This window comes from Ruminococcus flavefaciens (assembly GCF_900143025.1).
Taxonomy (GTDB): Bacteria; Bacillota; Clostridia; order Oscillospirales; family Ruminococcaceae; genus Ruminococcus; species Ruminococcus flavefaciens_I.
This window is the reverse complement of the sequence record NZ_FRCT01000001.1, coordinates 76,619-93,287: the sequence shown is the minus strand read 5'-3', so window position 1 is coordinate 93,287 and position 16,669 is coordinate 76,619. Positions and strand designations below refer to the sequence as shown.

General features: G+C 45.4%; 13 protein-coding genes, 1 other RNA gene and 1 pseudogene. 12 read left to right on the top strand and 3 right to left on the bottom strand.

Annotation, left to right across the window (positions count from 1 at the left end; all coding sequences use genetic code 11):
- Positions 1-182 precede the first annotated feature (182 nt).
- The 7 genes from BUB28_RS00445 to BUB28_RS00420 all read left to right on the top strand — a co-directional run bounded on the left by BUB28_RS00445 (position 183) and on the right by BUB28_RS00420 (position 5,614).
- Positions 183-974, top strand: coding sequence for a hypothetical protein (locus BUB28_RS00445; RefSeq protein ID WP_072947701.1), 792 nt, complete (start codon positions 183-185; stop codon positions 972-974).
- Positions 975-1,165: 191 nt separating this feature from the next.
- Positions 1,166-1,264: signal recognition particle sRNA small type (gene ffs / locus BUB28_RS00440), an RNA gene on the top strand.
- 36 nt (positions 1,265-1,300) lie between these two features.
- The gene (locus BUB28_RS16630; protein ID WP_139277482.1) at positions 1,301-2,194 is read left to right on the top strand and encodes a tetratricopeptide repeat protein; all 894 of its coding nucleotides are present in this window, start codon (positions 1,301-1,303) and stop codon (positions 2,192-2,194) included.
- A gap of 17 nt (positions 2,195-2,211) precedes the next feature.
- Positions 2,212-3,822 carry a DNA polymerase III subunit gamma/tau gene (gene dnaX, locus BUB28_RS00435; protein ID WP_072947699.1) on the top strand — a complete coding sequence of 537 codons (1,611 nt, stop codon included), beginning with the start codon at positions 2,212-2,214 and terminating at the stop codon, positions 3,820-3,822.
- Between the two features lie 71 nt (positions 3,823-3,893).
- Positions 3,894-4,244: a YbaB/EbfC family nucleoid-associated protein gene (locus tag BUB28_RS00430; protein ID WP_072947697.1), complete on the top strand. Its 351-nt coding sequence runs from the start codon at positions 3,894-3,896 to the stop codon at positions 4,242-4,244.
- A gap of 6 nt (positions 4,245-4,250) precedes the next feature.
- Positions 4,251-4,853, top strand: a complete 603-nt coding sequence (recR, locus tag BUB28_RS00425) for a recombination mediator RecR (RefSeq protein ID WP_072947696.1) — start codon at positions 4,251-4,253, stop codon at positions 4,851-4,853.
- A 275-nt stretch (positions 4,854-5,128) separates the two neighbouring features.
- Entirely contained in the window at positions 5,129-5,614 is a 486-nt protein-coding gene (locus BUB28_RS00420; RefSeq protein WP_072947694.1) for a hypothetical protein, read from the top strand.
- Between the two features lie 43 nt (positions 5,615-5,657).
- Here the strand turns inward: BUB28_RS00420 and BUB28_RS00415 are convergent, their stop codons facing one another.
- Positions 5,658-5,852, bottom strand: coding sequence for a hypothetical protein (locus BUB28_RS00415; protein WP_072947693.1), 195 nt, complete (start codon positions 5,850-5,852; stop codon positions 5,658-5,660).
- A gap of 313 nt (positions 5,853-6,165) precedes the next feature.
- On the opposite strand from BUB28_RS00415, the gene BUB28_RS00410 reads away from it, so the two are divergent.
- Positions 6,166-7,134 carry a helix-turn-helix domain-containing protein gene (locus BUB28_RS00410; RefSeq protein ID WP_072947691.1) on the top strand — a complete coding sequence of 323 codons (969 nt, stop codon included), beginning with the start codon at positions 6,166-6,168 and terminating at the stop codon, positions 7,132-7,134.
- A 127-nt stretch (positions 7,135-7,261) separates the two neighbouring features.
- Entirely contained in the window at positions 7,262-8,068 is an 807-nt protein-coding gene (locus BUB28_RS00405) for a DUF3592 domain-containing protein (RefSeq protein WP_072947690.1), read from the top strand.
- Positions 8,069-8,128: 60 nt separating this feature from the next.
- Here the strand turns inward: BUB28_RS00405 and BUB28_RS00400 are convergent, their stop codons facing one another.
- Positions 8,129-9,343 (bottom strand): hypothetical protein, encoded by a 1,215-nt coding sequence (locus BUB28_RS00400; protein WP_072947688.1) that lies wholly within the window; start codon positions 9,341-9,343, stop codon positions 8,129-8,131.
- 497 nt (positions 9,344-9,840) lie between these two features.
- Between BUB28_RS00400 and BUB28_RS00395 the strand changes: the two are divergent.
- The 3 genes and pseudogenes from BUB28_RS00395 to BUB28_RS00385 all read left to right on the top strand — a co-directional run bounded on the left by BUB28_RS00395 (position 9,841) and on the right by BUB28_RS00385 (position 15,850).
- Positions 9,841-12,223, top strand: a pseudogene (locus BUB28_RS00395) (glycogen/starch/alpha-glucan phosphorylase).
- A gap of 99 nt (positions 12,224-12,322) precedes the next feature.
- On the top strand, positions 12,323-14,209 hold the full coding sequence (locus BUB28_RS00390; RefSeq protein WP_072947687.1) for a glycoside hydrolase family 13 protein: 1,887 nt from the start codon (positions 12,323-12,325) through the stop codon (positions 14,207-14,209).
- Positions 14,210-14,572: 363 nt separating this feature from the next.
- Entirely contained in the window at positions 14,573-15,850 is a 1,278-nt protein-coding gene (locus tag BUB28_RS00385; RefSeq protein WP_072947685.1) for an MFS transporter, read from the top strand.
- Between the two features lie 43 nt (positions 15,851-15,893).
- Here BUB28_RS00385 and BUB28_RS00380 read toward each other — a convergent pair whose 3' ends face one another.
- Positions 15,894-16,328, bottom strand: a complete 435-nt coding sequence (locus BUB28_RS00380; RefSeq protein WP_072947684.1) for an NUDIX domain-containing protein — start codon at positions 16,326-16,328, stop codon at positions 15,894-15,896.
- Positions 16,329-16,669: the final 341 nt, after the last annotated feature.

Here is a 16,669-nt window from a genome sequence, read left to right as displayed (position 1 = left end):
AATATTGTCAATATGTAAATTAATTTGCAGTTAGTATATATCATTTCACTTTTCAGCTTATCTGCGTTGCCGAAAGCAGCAGATAAAAAAATAGCAAGAAAAGGGTTGATTTGTTAATAATTACGTGCTATAATATTTTCGCTGTCTATATTGCAGCAATGTGATTATACGGAGGATCAAAAATGAAAAAAACTACCTTAAAGCTCACTCTCGCTTTCCTGCTTTCAGTTTGCACATTAGCAGGCTGCGGAAATTCAGGTTCTGACAATAAGTCAGATAAGAAGAGCAAAACCGAGACTACTACTGTTGCAGAGGAAAAGACTACTGCGGAAGAAGATAAAACAGAAGCAAAAACCGACGAAGAAGAAAAGACAACTGTCAAGGATAATGACAGCAGTTCATCTTCCGCCGCTGAAGGTACAGATTTCAAAAGAGGCGTTGTAGACGGCAATGTATACACAAACGAGTATGCAGGCATCAAGCTTTCTGTTCCCGATGACTGGAAATACCTTGATGATGAGATGATAAACAAGGTAATGAACGTAGGAGCTTCCGTTACATACAGCAGCAATTCCGATGCAGTTACAGACCTCGTCAATATGACCACTGTCAACGATGTATTCTGCATGAACCCTAAAACAAACGAGAACATCATCATAACATATGAGAATATCAACAAGAATCCTTTGCTCGATAAAGATATTACTGCTGAGGATTACTTTGAAATAGCAAACAGACAGTTTGCAGCAGTTCCTACTATGAAGTATACAATTGAATCAGGTCCGGAAACTGTAAAGGTTGCAGGTCAGGATTATGTAAGAGCCGTTTATACCATAGAATACTTAAATATGACCTATCAGCAGGCATTCTATGCAAGACGTATAGGCGACTTTATCAACTCACTTTCCATTACTTCATATTCTACTGACAAGGATATCACAGACTACGAGCAGTACTTCTCTGCTATCGACTGATAATACGCAAAAGCTATGTGAGGGTATGCCGCAAGGTATGCCCTCTTTATTATTGTGCTGCCAGAACAACGATATACACCCCGTTTGTTCCGCAAGAAAAAAATTCTTGACAAACTGCCCGTTTTGTGGTATCATAGTAAAAGAGCAATGTCTGCTCATATTATCCGTGATTGAAATTCCGAAATATAGATGTGTGGGCCCTGTGCAACAAGACCCCGTGAACCATGTCAGGCGGGAGACCGAGCAGCATTAAGCGGTGCGTGTTGTGTGCCGCAGCAAGCCTGCACATCTATGTTCCGGAATTTTTCTTTAATAAGGTGATATGTATGTTTCTTCAGTTACTTGCAAGACGCACACGGCGCGTAATGACTTTTATCATACGTTCTGTACCGAAGGCTCTGGCTGCTTCGGCACTGTTTACTGCTGCCTTCTGCACATACAAAATGATCTCCGCCCCCGAAAGCACAGAACCTGTTTCGGATATATTAATGTATATGAGTGTGTGCTTTGTGCTGCCTCTCATAGCTTTTATGGCAGACGAAATGCTGAAATACAAGACCAGCCTTTTCCACAAATACGACGATGAGCTTATCGGCAACGCCTTTACAGGTATAAACCACAAATCTTCGGTATTTGAAAAGGGGCTCGAACTGTTCCACAACGGAGATTTCAGAAATGCACTTGAGGTCTTTACCGACCTCGGCAACGAAGAAAAAAATATGACCGTCGAAGAAAAGGGCGTAAACGAGTTTTACCGCGGACGCTGCTATCATATCCTCGAAGCCTGTCCGAATGCGGTGATATGCTACGAAAATGCCCTTGCAAACGGCTTCTATATCCCCGAGCTGCCGATCTTTATCGCCCGCTGCCATGCTCAGAACGGCTATACCGAAAAGGCAATGAAGCTCTATGAGGACCTCCTTATCCGCAAGGATTACCAGTACAGCAACAGGATACGCTGCGAAATAGGGGATATGTACCTTAAACTCAACGAGGGCAAAACGGCTCTGAAATGGTTCGAGGAAGCTATAGAACGCCGCGAAAGCTACGCAAATGCACTCGGCGGTGCTGCAATAGCCCAGACCATGCTCCATAATATCAAAGAGGGCGAGGCTCTGTACAGACAGGCTCTCCTCAATCATATCGAAGATTCTATCGGATTTACACGTTACTATAAAGAAGTGCAGGCGGCTGTACTGCTTGAACACAACAGCGACTGACGAAGGGAGGAAAGACTGTGTATAAGGCTCTTTACCGCAAATGGCGTCCAATGACCTTTGACGACGTTATCTCTCAGGAATATACCACAGAGGCTCTGAAAAATCAGATAATCAGCGGTAAGACCGCCCACGCATATCTTTTCACAGGCTCACGCGGTACAGGTAAGACTACCTGCGCCCGTATCCTCGCAAAAGCTGTAAACTGCCGAAATATGAAAAACGGCAATCCCTGCCTTGAATGTGACATCTGCCGCGATGCGGACAGCGGCGCACTTACCGATATAGTCGAAATAGACGCTGCTTCCAACAACGGCGTTGACAATATCCGCGACCTCCGCGATGCCGCAGTATATACTCCCGAGCGCGGAGCTTACAAAATTTACATCATCGACGAGGTACATATGCTTTCCGCAGGTGCTTTCAACGCTCTGCTGAAAATTATGGAAGAACCTCCCCCGTATGTTAAATTCATTCTCGCTACCACCGAGATACACAAAGTCCCCGCAACTATAGTTTCACGCTGTCAGCGTTACGATTTCCGCAGGATAAAGGCAGAAGATATCGCAAAGCGCATAAGCTATATCGCTCAGCAGGAGGACTTGCAGCTCACCGATGACGGTGCGGCTATGATAGCAAAGCTTGCAGACGGCGGTATGCGTGACGCTGTATCTCTCCTTGACCAGTGCTCGGTATGCGCCGAGGTCATAAACGCAGAGGCTGTATCAAATGCAGCAGGTATCGCAGGCAGAGACTATCTCTACGATATCCTCGATGCCATTTCCGATGCCGATACCCCAAAGGCTCTTTCGCTCACAGCCTCCCTTTACGATATGTCAAAGGACCTTACAAGGCTTTGTGAGGAGCTTATAACTCAGCTCCGCAACGTGATGTTAATAAAGGCTTCTCCCGAAACTGCGGACAAGCTCATAGTATGTATGCCTGACGAGCTGGAAAGACTCAGAGCTATTGCAGAAAAGTCCGACCTTTCTGCTGTTATGGACAGGCTTTCCGCCTTGCAGGAGTGCCGCGAGCATATGCAGAGAGCTATGAACAAGCGCGTTGAATTCGAGATGTCCCTCATAAAACTTTGCGGAAATGTAAAGAATACACCTGAAAGTATTGACAATTCTGAAATATATGATAAAATAAAACAGTTGGAGAATAAAATCAACTCTGTCCCGAGAGCTGTCCCTGCAAACGGTCAGCAGATGACCGAACAGCCAGAAGTGCTTGAAGCAAGTGCTGCTCCTGCGGACGAGAAGATAGTTCCTACCATAGATATCAAAAAGCTAAAGCCTGAGGATATTATCCCCTGTGAACGCTGGAACGAGGTCCTTGACGAATTCAAGAAAATCAATCCTGCCGTTGCAGGAAGCCTTGACGGCTCAGTGGCAGGTACGGCAGGAAATTATATTTTCATAACCGCGCAGAACCGCTTCTTCATGGAGCTTTTCAAAGTCAAGGAAAATGCTGCCGCACTGGGTACGGCTATCTCAAATGTACTCGGTATGCGTTTCATAATCAAAGCAAGATGCGCAACTACAGTTACTGAGCAGAAAAACCTTGCGGAACAGCTTATCAAAAAGGCTATGGAGAACAAGATAGAAACGGCTGTAGAAAACCAGTAAAGCTTTAAAAGCAAAGACAATTTTGCTTGATATAAAACTAAGAAACTTTATTTTCAAAGGAGAATTTAAAAATGAAAGCAAGAATACCAAAGAACGTAAACGGCGGCGGTGCTCAGAATATGAACCAGATGATAAAGCAGGCTCAGAAGATGCAGGATCAGATCACTGAGCTTCAGGAAGATATCGAAGCAAGAGAGTTCTCTGCAACTGCCGGCGGCGGTGCTGTTGAAGTAACTATCACAGGTAAGAAGACTATCAAGTCTCTCACTCTCAAGCCTGAGGTAGTTGACCCAGAGGATATAGATATGCTCCAGGATCTCATCATCAGCGCTGTAAACGAGGCTATCAACAACGTTGAGGCTACAACAGAAACTGAAATGAGCAAGATCACAGGCGGCGTTTCACTCCCGGGTCTTTTCTGATAAATAATGGCTGACCATAATGCGCTCCCGCTGGTGATACTGGCGGAAAAATTCGCATCTCTCCCGGGTATAGGCATGAAGTCCGCCCAGCGTCTGGCTTACCATGTTATGTCAATGGACGAAGGGGCTGTTGAGGATTTCGCAAAGGCACTCATTGACGCAAAGAAAAACGTTCATTGCTGCAAGTGCTGCCAGAACCTTACAGAAAGGGAGATATGCCCTATTTGTGACGATCCCCAGCGCGACAAAAGCATTATATGCGTTGTCGAGACTCCAAAGGACGTTACAGCCTTCGAGCGCACAAGAGAGTACGGCGGCGTTTACCATGTGCTTCACGGACTCCTTTCACCTATGGACGGTATAACTCCCGATAAGCTCCGCGTTAAGGAGCTTCTTGCGAGAATTGCCCAAGGGGGAGTTAATGAGGTCATTATGGCGACGAACCCTACCGTTGAGGGCGATGCTACTGCTATGTATATCGCAGGGCTCCTCAAACCTATGGGAATAAAGGTCACAAGGCTTGCCTTTGGTCTGCCTGTGGGCGGTATACTTGAATACGCTGACGAGGTAACTCTTTTCAAGGCACTCGAAAATAGAAATGATATGTAAAAACGGGCTTTATGCCCGTTTTTTTATGCATAAGCCTTTTGGCAGAAGTTGAGAGTTATTGTGTCCGCTTACGCGGACGGATTTGAATGTAGGGGGCGATGCCTGCATCGCCCCGCGTAATTTTGCAGAACCGACGGGCGCACACTGTGCGCCTCTACTAAGTACTAATCATTATTCTCTTTCGGCACACCGCCGCTAAAGGCTAAGAACTGAATTTGACAAAAGGTCGTATATTGAGTATAATTAAAGCAATATGCCGTGAAAGGAGCTTGCTTATGCTGAAAAAAATTCTCAGCGGCGAAGCCTGCGCAAAATGTCGGCTCTGCTGCATTTTCGACCGATACGATGTATGGGAGACTCCCGTTTTTACCGCAGAGCTATGCGAAAAAATAAAAGCCGCCCGTCCAGAAACTCAGTTCGTTACCAAAGACGGCGGCTATATATTCAAGGTAGGAGAGCTCCGCGGCGACGAGCTTTTCTCATGCCCTGCCCTCACCGAAAACGGCTGTATGCTGGGCGACGAAAAGCCCTTCGACTGCCGTATATGGCCTTATCGCATTATGGAGGTAGGCGGCAGACGCGCCATAACCTTCGCTTCTATATGCGACGAACTTTACCACAGACCGCTGTCACAGCTTGTAGGCTTCCTGAAAGAAGGTCTTGCGGATAAGATTTTCGCCTATGCAGACCAGCACCCCGAGATAGTGAAGCCATATTATGAGGGTTATCCCGTGCTTATGTTTGAGAGAAAACCGCTCTGAATAAAAACAGGGCACTTTCTCTCTGAAAATGCCCCGCTGTACATTACTTCTTGATCTTGTCCACGATATCGCCGACCTTGTCCTTTACCTTGGCGATGTTCTCCTTGGTAGCCACCTTGCTGATCATCTCTTTAGCCTTGTCAATATTTTCCTTTGTAGCAAGCTTCTCGATCTTTTCATCGGGGAGGTCGATACCTGTTTTTTTCTCAACTGCTTCTACTGCTTTTTTTATCTCCATAGGGGGATACCTTCTTTCGTATAAAATTTATATTTTTATTGTAGCACACTTTTTTCATAAATGCAATACTTTGAGGCGACTTTTTATATTAATGGGGTGTAGGGGCGGATAATATCCGCCCGAGGACAGTGAGTTACTGCCGCGGAGGTATCATAATGCCGATTTTTTGAAAAGTGCGCGAAATATCGCCGTTTGCAACCGTCAATTGACAAATTGTAAAGCAGGGTTGCTTGTATGTAACTGCCTGAAATGATAAAATTAGACCATAGACCAAAGGAGATTTGCTCCGAAAAAAATGATTGGAGGAACATATATGATACTTGCAGACAAGATAATCGAACTCAGAAAAAAAGCAGGAATGTCTCAGGAGGAGCTTGCTGAAAAATTAGGTGTGAGCAGACAGTCCATTTCAAAATGGGAGGGCGCACAGTCCACTCCCGACCTTAATCGTATATTACAGCTCTCGGAGATATTCGGAGTCACTACAGATACATTATTAAAGGACTCTGAGGAGCTTGTGCCCAATACTTCTCCCGTACAGGAAAAAACAGACACTGAGCCCCCTCTCCGCAGAGTTTCAATGGAGGAGGCAAATAAATTCCTTGAAGCCAACGAAAAGCGTTCAAAGCTCATTCCGCTGGGTGTTGCTCTCTGTACCTGCTCATTCCTGCCTATAATTATCCTTGATATCTTTGAACCCTTCCCTGAGGCTGCTTCTATTATAGGTATACCTGTTATGCTTATACTCATAGCCATTGCAGTTGCATTGTTCATAATATCGGGAAACAAGCACAAGCCCTACAAATACCTCGAAAAAGAGGGCATCGACACGGAATACGGCGTATCTGGCATGGTAAATGAGAAAAAGGCAAAGCACGAGGCTGCACATAATTTCTCTGTGATAACAGGCGTCGTACTCTTTATCGTTTCCTTTATACCACTTATTCTCTTCGGAGCACTCTGCGCCGATAACAACGTTGCAGAAGCATTTTCATTGGCTATAATGTTTATATCCATAGCTGTAGGTCTTTATCTGATAATACATACCTCTATAAAAATGGACGGCTACAGAAAACTCCTTGAAGAGGAAGATTTCACAAGAAAGAAAAAAGCAAGACGCAACTCAACGGCAATGACAGTGTACTGGTGCATAGTTACCGCTATATACCTCGGCTGGAGCTTTATCACCAACGACTGGGGCATAACATGGATAACATGGGTCATCGCAGGCGTTCTTTGCCCTGTAGTAAGCGTTATAGAGTCTAAATTCACCAAGGAGTAAGCTGTATACACTTAAAATCGAAAATTGCGGGCGCACACTGTGCGCCCCTTTTTATCTCTAATTATAAGGCTGAGTCTTGATTTTTCGCAAAATATATGGTATAATCAGCGAAAAGGGGGGTTCTTACATGAAAAACTACGACGACAAAATGAATTACGACGAAAACGGTCTTTATCCCGACGAAAAGCCCATATCCGAAACACACCCGGTGGCTTCAAAGATATTATCGACTCTGGTAATACTGATCTTTATTGCGGGAATAGGCTGCTTGTTCTTTTTTGGCAACGCAGGTAACGGATATGCCGCTATGTATTCATTTTTCGGCATATTTCTCGGAATAGGCATAATCGCTTTATTATCAGATGTCATCATTGAAGAAAGGTCACCTCAGGTTGGAATATATATCGCGCTTGGAATAGGAATTCTCGGTATCGCAGGTACAGCGTTAGTACAGCAAGGCAGCTATAACACAAGAATGACGATGCTGAAGCTGTTTTTTGTATCAATAACAGGCATTCTTGCCGCACTTGGCTTGATACACAGCATCAGAAACGCTAAATACGTGCTCCGCTCAAAGGATAACTGCACACAATCTGTAATGGCGGAATGTGTAGATCGCGCAATAGTCACCTATACCTCAGGTGGCACAGTCAAAAAAGGAGGTACCATCACAAAAGTTACCTTCCGCCCGACCTACAAATTCACCTTTGAGGATAAAGAATACAAGGTCACTTCGGGAACTACCACCTCCGAACGCGATAAGGGTATGCAATATGAGATATTCGTTGATCCCGAAAATCCCAATGTTTTCTATGACCCCGAGGCTGAAAAGAAAGGCTTGTTCAGCGTTATCCTTACATTTATTCTTTTTGTGGGCATACCTGTCTTGATCTGTGCTATCTTTATTTTTGCTTTTAAGGCAGCAGGAATATAATCCCGTAAAACATACAATAATAAAAAGGCAGACCTTTTCGGGTCTGCCTTTGATGCTTTATCAGAGCTTTTTCTTTTCTTCCTCGATGAGCTTGAGAAGGTCGTCAACGGACATATCCGCAGCCTTCTTCTTGCGCTCGTTGTGGTCGGTCTTGCTGATTATATCTGAGATATCAGGTGTACTGCTCTTCTTTACAGGCTTTGGAGCTGCTGTTGAAGGAGCAGACTGGCTTCTCAGAGGAGTTGTCTTCGGAACGTCATTTCTTGACATCTCGGCAAGCTGGCTCTTTGAAAGGATACCTGTATTATCTGTGATAGGCTCAGCAGGAGCAGCAGGCTGCTGCGGTGTGCTTGTAGTCTTGATGTTGAATGTGCCTGTACGCTCAGCCTCAGCAGTCTTGCGGAGCATTTCTTCTCTGAGTGCATCTGCTGTAGGAGCTGTTGAAGAAGAACCGCCCACATTTCTTGCAGCAAATGTGCTCTCTGCACTGCGCTGTGTCTTGAACTGCATTGTGCGCTCTTTTTCCTTCTGATAAGGTGAATCGGGATTTACCTTCTTCTGGCTGAAATTCTCGGCAATAGACATCTTCTTGCGCTCAAGCTCGCTGCTTGGCTGTATCTCCTGTGAAGGCTCGAAGAGAGGATTTCCTGCCTTGTCGTGAGAATTTCTTCTTGTCTCGGAAAGGTCTCTCTGCTTTTCCATCTCGTCATACTCGTAGAAGCCGAAATCATCGTCCTCATCGCCCTTGCCCGAAGCTATCTTGATGATGAGCATTACAACAAGAAGTACGCATGGGAGAACAAGCAGCAGGAGTATGCCCTTGATGCTTGAAGCAAATCTTATGAACCAGCCAAGCTCCTTGCTTTCTGTATGACCTGTACAAAGAGCGGCAATACTATCCTTTGAGATAGACTCGGAGCTTCCTACATTTGAAGCATCGGCTGTTGTGTACTTTTCTGTACCGTCCTCGGCAGTAACAACATCGTATATACTGAGAACATGGAGCTTTTCGGGCTCGGCAGCAGGATATGCAAGCACGATATCGCCCTTTGCTATGGAAAGATCCTTTGCATCGGGAGCAATAAGAGCTGCGCCCTCTGTTACGTTATTGCCCATATTATCAGAAGCTTTTACCACGTAGATGTAGTTTCCGAATATCTTAGGTGTTTTTCCGCCCGAGAACATGATATTGACAATGATCGAAACAACGATCAGGATAAGACATAAAACTATAATTACACATTTAAGTATTGAAAAACGTTTTTTAGTTTCCATAAACATCACCTTTTCATTTTCTTTTGTTGTCTTTTAATCTACACTTTCATTTCATGCGGGGCTGTTTTTCGCAAACCGCTTTATTATTATAACACATAATAATACAAATTTCAAACATTTTCTAAGTTTTATCTTTTAAAAATATAGAAATTTTTACAGAGTCAAATTTTTTCGTTTTTATGCACAAATATGAAAACATTTTTTATATCTTTCGGTCGTTATGCACAATCGCAAAACGGCGTTTCGCGGCTGTTTCACCTGCGTTTTTGGCGAATTTCCGTAATACGTATATTTAGTTGACAAATATTTGTTGAAATAATCACTTGAAAAATAAGATAAATAATAGTATAATTGAAGTATATACCGCTTGTAAAGTGATTTCTCCGCATCGGCGAAAGCAGGTGGTAAAACACAGGGGAGATTATACAAAAGGTAATAAAGTCGCTTATGCGGCAGATTGGAGATCAGATATGGCTACAAAAAAGGCAAACCCTCTTATGGACAGGATCAAGGAAGAATTTCCAAAAAAACTTCAGCTTCTGTACAGCGTTTCTCCCGAAGAAGCATCAGACAAGCAGGTCTACCATGTGCTTTCCGCTATAATCGTGGAAATACTTGGCTCAAAGAGGCAGAGCTTCATTAATCATACCCACTCGGTGGGCGGTAAGCAGATCTACTATCTTTCAATGGAGTTCCTCATGGGACGCTCCCTCAAAACAAGCATCTATAATCTCGAACTGGCTGACGGCATAAAGGAAATGCTCAAGCCTTACGACATCAACCTTGAAAAAATATACGAACACGAGCCTGATGCAGGTCTCGGCAACGGCGGTCTCGGCAGACTTGCTGCCTGTTATCTGGACGGTCTTGCTACCACAGGTTTCCCTGCTATGGGCTATTCAATATGCTATGAATACGGCATTTTCCAGCAGAAGCTGGAGGACGGCTGGCAGACAGAGCTCCCCGACAACTGGCTCCCGGGCGGTTCGGTATGGCTCGTACCTAAGCCCGAACTTTCAATAGATATCCACTTTGAAGGCGACCTCCAGGAATACTGGGACGACCGCTATCACTATATATCTCACGTAAACTACAATACCGTTGTTGCTACTCCTTACGATATGTACGTATCAGGCTACGGCTCTGACGGCGTTTCCGTGCTCCGTCTCTGGACAGCAAAGGCTCCGAGCTTTGATATGGAGATGTTCAACAAGGGTAATTACGACAGAGCTCTGGCTCAGAACTCTATCGCAAACGCTATCTCAAAGGTGCTTTATCCTAACGATAACCACCACGAGGGCAAGAGCCTCCGTCTGCGTCAGCAGTACTTCCTCTGCGCAGCGTCAGTGGGCGATATCGTAAATACTCATATGAACGTTTACGGTACTCTCGAAAACCTTGCAGACAAGGTAGCTATCCACATAAACGATACTCACCCGACTCTCGCTATCCCCGAGCTTATGAGAATACTTCTCGATGACTGCGGATACGGCTGGGATAAGGCATGGGACATCGTTACAAGAACTTTTGCTTACACAAACCACACCGTTATGGCAGAGGCTCTCGAAAAGTGGGACGTAAACCTTGTAAAGACCGTTATACCGAGAATATTCTCTATCATTGTTGAGATAAACAACCGCTACTGCCAGTCTCTCATGGAGAGAAACGGCGGCGACAGCGCAAAGACTACACGTATGTCCATCATCAAGGACAATCAGATACACATGGCTACTCTCTGCGTTGCTGCTTCACACAGCGTAAACGGTGTATCAAAGCTCCATTCGGAGATAATCAAGCAGTCTGTATTCCACGACGAATACGAGAATACGCCTGAAAAGTTCAAGAACGTTACCAACGGTATCGCATACAGAAGATGGCTTCTCCAGTCAAATCCCGGACTTACAAATCTTCTCAGCGAGACTATCGGCAAGAAGTTCATAAAGGACGGCGCAGAGCTCGAAAACTTCAGAGAGTATCAGGACGATAAGGAAGTTCTCACAAAGCTCATGGACGTTAAGAAGGAAAACAAGGAAGCCTTCGCAAAATATGTCAAGAATCAGTCGGGAATCATACTCAATACCGACAGTATCTTCGACGTACAGGTAAAGCGTCTCCACGAATACAAGAGACAGCACCTCAATGTAATGAATATCCTTACGGATTACGCATATCTCCTCAATGACCCAGATGCTCCTTTCACTCCAAAGACATATATCTTTGCTGCAAAGGCTGCTCCAGGATACTATCTGGCTAAACAGATAATCAAGATGATATGGGCTATATCCGAAGAAATAAGAAAGAACCCGAAGATAAGCCAGAAGCTCTCGGTAGTATTCCTTGAAAACTACTGCGTAACCCTTTCCGAGCACCTTATGCCTGCCTCCGACGTATCAGAGCAGATATCTCTCGCAGGTACAGAGGCTTCGGGTACAGGCAACATGAAGCTCATGCTCAACGGTGCTATCACTCTCGGTACTCTTGACGGTGCTAACATCGAGATAAAGGAAGCCTGCGGCGACGACAATATCGTTATATTCGGTATGACCACACCACAGGTCAACGAGCTCCGCGCAAGAGGCTATAATCCATGCGAATACTACAACAGCGACAACCGCATACACGAGGCTATCGACCGTATGTACCGCGGTATAAACGGCTGCACCTTCAATGACGTTGCTAATTCTCTCAAGGAGAGAGACCCTTATAATGGTACTTGCCGACTTCGACAGCTACCGCAAGGCACAGCAGTACATCACTGAGTGCTATGAGGATAAGCTCAAATGGGCTAAGATGTCTCTCAATAATATTGCAGGCGCAGGCATATTCTCGGCAGACCGCGCTGTTACAGAATATGCAGACAACATCTGGCATTTAAGGTAATATACTGATGTCAAGAAGGGGACGTTGCTTTCTTCGTCCCCTTTTCGGCTATATAACGTTACATAGTATAAAGAATAAGAAGACGGAGTGTTTTTCTATATGAGACCTTTCTATGATACATGGAATCTGGGCTACAAATCTATTTTCGGAGCTGTAAGACAGTTTGAGACCTGCCGCTTCACTATACGTCTGCCCAAGGACATAAATCCTGATTTTTCACCTGTTCTCGTGCTTTTCAGAACAGGCTTCAAAGAGCGTTTTATCAGCATGAACGAAGTCACCGAGGAAGAGGACTGCTTTGCATATACTGCTGAATACAATGCAAGATATACCGATGTGCATTACTACTACTTCTCATATACAGAGGGCGGAATACGCCACTACATCAAGAGGATAAACCTCCACGAGGGCGGTCTCGACCACGGCGATATGTTCCAGCTCACAGTATACAATAGCCGCTATGAGACTCCCGAATTCCTAAAGGGCGGCATAATGTACCAGATATTCCCCGACCGCTTCTGCAAGAGCGGCAAGCCAAAGGAGAATATCCCCGAGGGACGTATACTCCGCGATGACTGGGACGGCACTCCATACTACAAGCCCGATGAGCACGGACACGTATGGAACAACGACTATTTCGGCGGAGATTTCGCAGGTATACAGTCAAAGCTCCCGTATCTCCATAACTTAGGAGTTACCTGTATATACCTCAATCCTATATTCGAGTCGCACGAAAATCACCGCTATAATACTGCCGACTACATGAAGGCTGACCCTCTCCTCGGTACTAACGAGGAGTTCGAGGAGCTTTGCAAAGAGGCTGAAAAGTACGATATATCCATAATTCTCGACGGTGTATTCTCACATACGGGCGCAGACAGCGTTTACTTCAACAAGTACGGACGCTATCCCGAGCTGGGTGCTTTTCAGTCAAAGAAGAGCAAATACTACGACTGGTACTCCTTCATCGACTATCCAAATGTATACGAAGCATGGTGGGGCATAGATACTCTCCCCAACGTATGGGAAAACAACGAGGACTATACCGAGTTCATCTGCGGCGAGGAAGGCGTTCTTCGCTACTGGCTGGACAGAGGTGCTGCCGGCTTCCGTCTTGACGTTGCAGACGAGCTTCCCGAGCAGTTCCTTACAAACCTGAGAAAATGCGTTAAGGGCTACGATAAGGAAAAAATAATCATCGGCGAGGTATGGGAGGACGCTACAAACAAGGAAAGCTACGGCATAAAACGCCGCTATCTCCTGGGCGATCAGCTTGACTCGGTAATGAATTACCCATTCCGCGAGGCTATAATCTCATTCCTCAAGGGCGGCAAGCCTATCGACTTTATCAACGCTGTTATGTCAATTGTTGAAAACTACCCCAAGCCAACTATTGATGTACTTATGAACTTCGTTTCAACTCACGATATCGAGCGTGCTATAAACCGTCTCGGCGGCGATAACTGCGACGACAAGAGCAAGGACTGGATGGCTGAACACTATCTCTCCGAAAGCCAGTACGCTCACGGCAAGGAAATGCTCAAGGCTGCAATGGCTCTGCAATTCTTCCTCCCGGGCGTACCAAGCATATATTACGGCGACGAAGCAGGACTTCAGGGCTATAAGGACCCATTCAACCGCCGCTGCTATCCGTGGGGACACGAGGACAAGGAGCTTATCAACTATGTTGCGGAGCTTGGACGAGTAAGAAAGTCCATTCCGAATATGAAGGACGGACGTATATACTTTGTCATCAACGAGAAGGAAACTCACGACAGCCGTCTTATCGGCTTTACCCGTCAGGGACAGAAAATGGATTACATCTTTTTCGTCAACAGAAGCAGCGATACCGTTGAGCTTGGCAATATGAGCCAGATACTCTCGCGTTTCGAGGACTTCCAGCCATTCTACGGCGGATTTATGAACGATACCATAACCGTAAAGCCTTACGGCTATACTATAATCAAGGCTAAATTTGTAAAATAAGCAGCTAAAAACGGGCGGATACTATCCGCCCCTACTGATAAAAAGCAAGCTCGCTCACTCTTATCAAGATCCATACTTGTACATCGCTTACGGAACAATATACAGGGCGCACAGTGTGCGCCCATATTACAAGTAACCATTGCAATCGGGCTGATGTGAACATCAGCCCCTACAATTCTACTAACTAATAACTAAGGAGAAAACTATGAGAAGATGCGTTGTAAATGCTCCATGCAAGGTTTGAGGGAACTGCATGGAGATAAAAGCCGACGCCTAACGGCAAAAGGCTAAGGGCTAACGGCTATACTACCCTCGGACTTTGCATTTCTGACGATAAAATACTATCTAAAGGAGCAAAGTCAAATGAAAGATCAAATAAAAAAACTCAGAAGCTATCTCTTACTGTGGAGCACTCAGTCATTATCCGCTCTCGGAAGCGGCATGACAAGCTATGCGCTGGTGCTGTGGCTGTACGAATACAGCGGTTCTGCGCTGAAAACCGCGCTTCTTACCGTATGCTCATATGCGCCCTATGTCATAATGAGCATATTCGCAGGAGCACTCAGCGATAAATGGAACAAAAAACGCACTATGCTCTTGTGCGACCTGTTCGCGGCAATGACAACCGTTGCGGCGTTCATACTTATAAAAGCCGATGCGCTTTTACCGTGGCATCTGTACGTGATAAACGCCCTCAACGGACTTATGAACACTGTACAGCAGCCTGCAAGCGAGGTAGCTTCCACACAGCTCATACCAAAGGAATATTATCAAAAAACCAGCGGACTGCGGTCGTTTTCACAGTCGCTGAATTCTCTGCTGACACCTGTACTTGCAACAGTACTGTTTACATTCGGCGGTGTATCGGCAGTTATGGTCACAGACCTAATTACATTTGCAGCAGCATTTCTGGTACTTCTGCTGTTCATACCTATACCCGAGCCCGAAGGCTCGGACAAAAAGAAAGAACCACTGCTTGCATCGGCAAAGGCTGGGCTCAAATGGCTGAAGGGCTGTCCCGTGGTGCTGAAGCTCATATTCTTCCTTTCAGGGATAAATCTTATAGCCTCGGCTTACAATGCGGCACTGCCTGCAATGGTGCTGTCAAAGGCTGCAAGCGGCGAAAAAACGCTGGGTACGGTCAATTTCTTCGCAGGTGCGGCTGCACTGGCAGGAAGCCTTATAGCTTCACTGTCGCCTGCTCCGAAAAATCGTGTAAGAGCTATATGTCTCGCGCTGTTTTTCTCAATGAGTACGGAAAATTTCATGCTTTCATTCAGCAATTCACCTGTAATATGGTGCATCGGAGCTGTCTGCGGCTGGCTTTTCATACCCTATATGGGCGCAAATCTGGACGTTATACTCAGAAGCACTATCCCTGCCGATATGCAGGGGAGAGTTTATTCATGCCGAAATACCCTGCAATTCTTCACTATACCCGTGGGCTATCTGTCGGGAGGCATACTCATCGACAAGGTGTTTGAGCCTTTTATGTCGGGAAGAGCCGAAGGAAGTACGCTGGTAGCTCTCTTCGGAAGCGGAAAGGGCTCGGGAGCAGCATTGCTCTTTGCAGTTCTTGGCTTTGCGGGAGTTGCGGTTTGTACGGTATTCAGCCTGCTTCTGCGCAAGGAAAAGGTATAAAAATATCCCCTCGAAAGCATTTTCGCTCTCGGGGGGCTTTTTATCATTTAGTGCATATTTTCTCAAAAACCAGCTCCAATGCCCAGTCCTGCATTTCAAAATACATTTTACCCTTTATCTCATCATATGTGACCCATAAGAATTCATGGTCTTTTTCAGCAGATTCGGACACCTTTGAGAGCAGTTCGCCCACATAATAGGTCTGTATCGGGTGAAAATAGCCTATTGTATCGTGAAGGCAATATGTCTCAGCAGAACACAGCCTGCCCTTTACATAAGCTTTATAGCCTGTTTCCTCCGCACATTCCCTTTCGATACACTCTGTATGCGACTCGCCGCTTTCTATTCCTCCGCCTACAAGGAAATACCCTCTCGAAGTTCGTACTACACCTACTTTATCACCGCAAATGGGGATAAGATACACGCCCTCCCTGTCATAATATTCAGCATTTTCTTTAGTTCCAAAAACTCTGTGCATATATCCACCTCTTAATACATAATTACAGCTTATTAAATATGATTATACTCTTTTGCTGCCCATATGTCAATTAATTCGTGTTACAGCGTTTAGGCGGGCGGCGGAACGCCGCCCCTACAATGGATTTACGGTCATTTGAAGCAAAATTTTCGCTTGCGGACTGCCAAAGGCAGCCCCTACAGTCGGTCATTTATAGTCGTTTTATAACTGGCGGGCGCACAATCGCCCCCTAATGGCTAAAGGCTAACGACTAACCCGAGGTGTCCGTCAGTGGCGTACAAGCGTATTCACCAAAAACACAACTTTTATTGTGCCTAATTTTGGCTTTCTGTCAATTGATT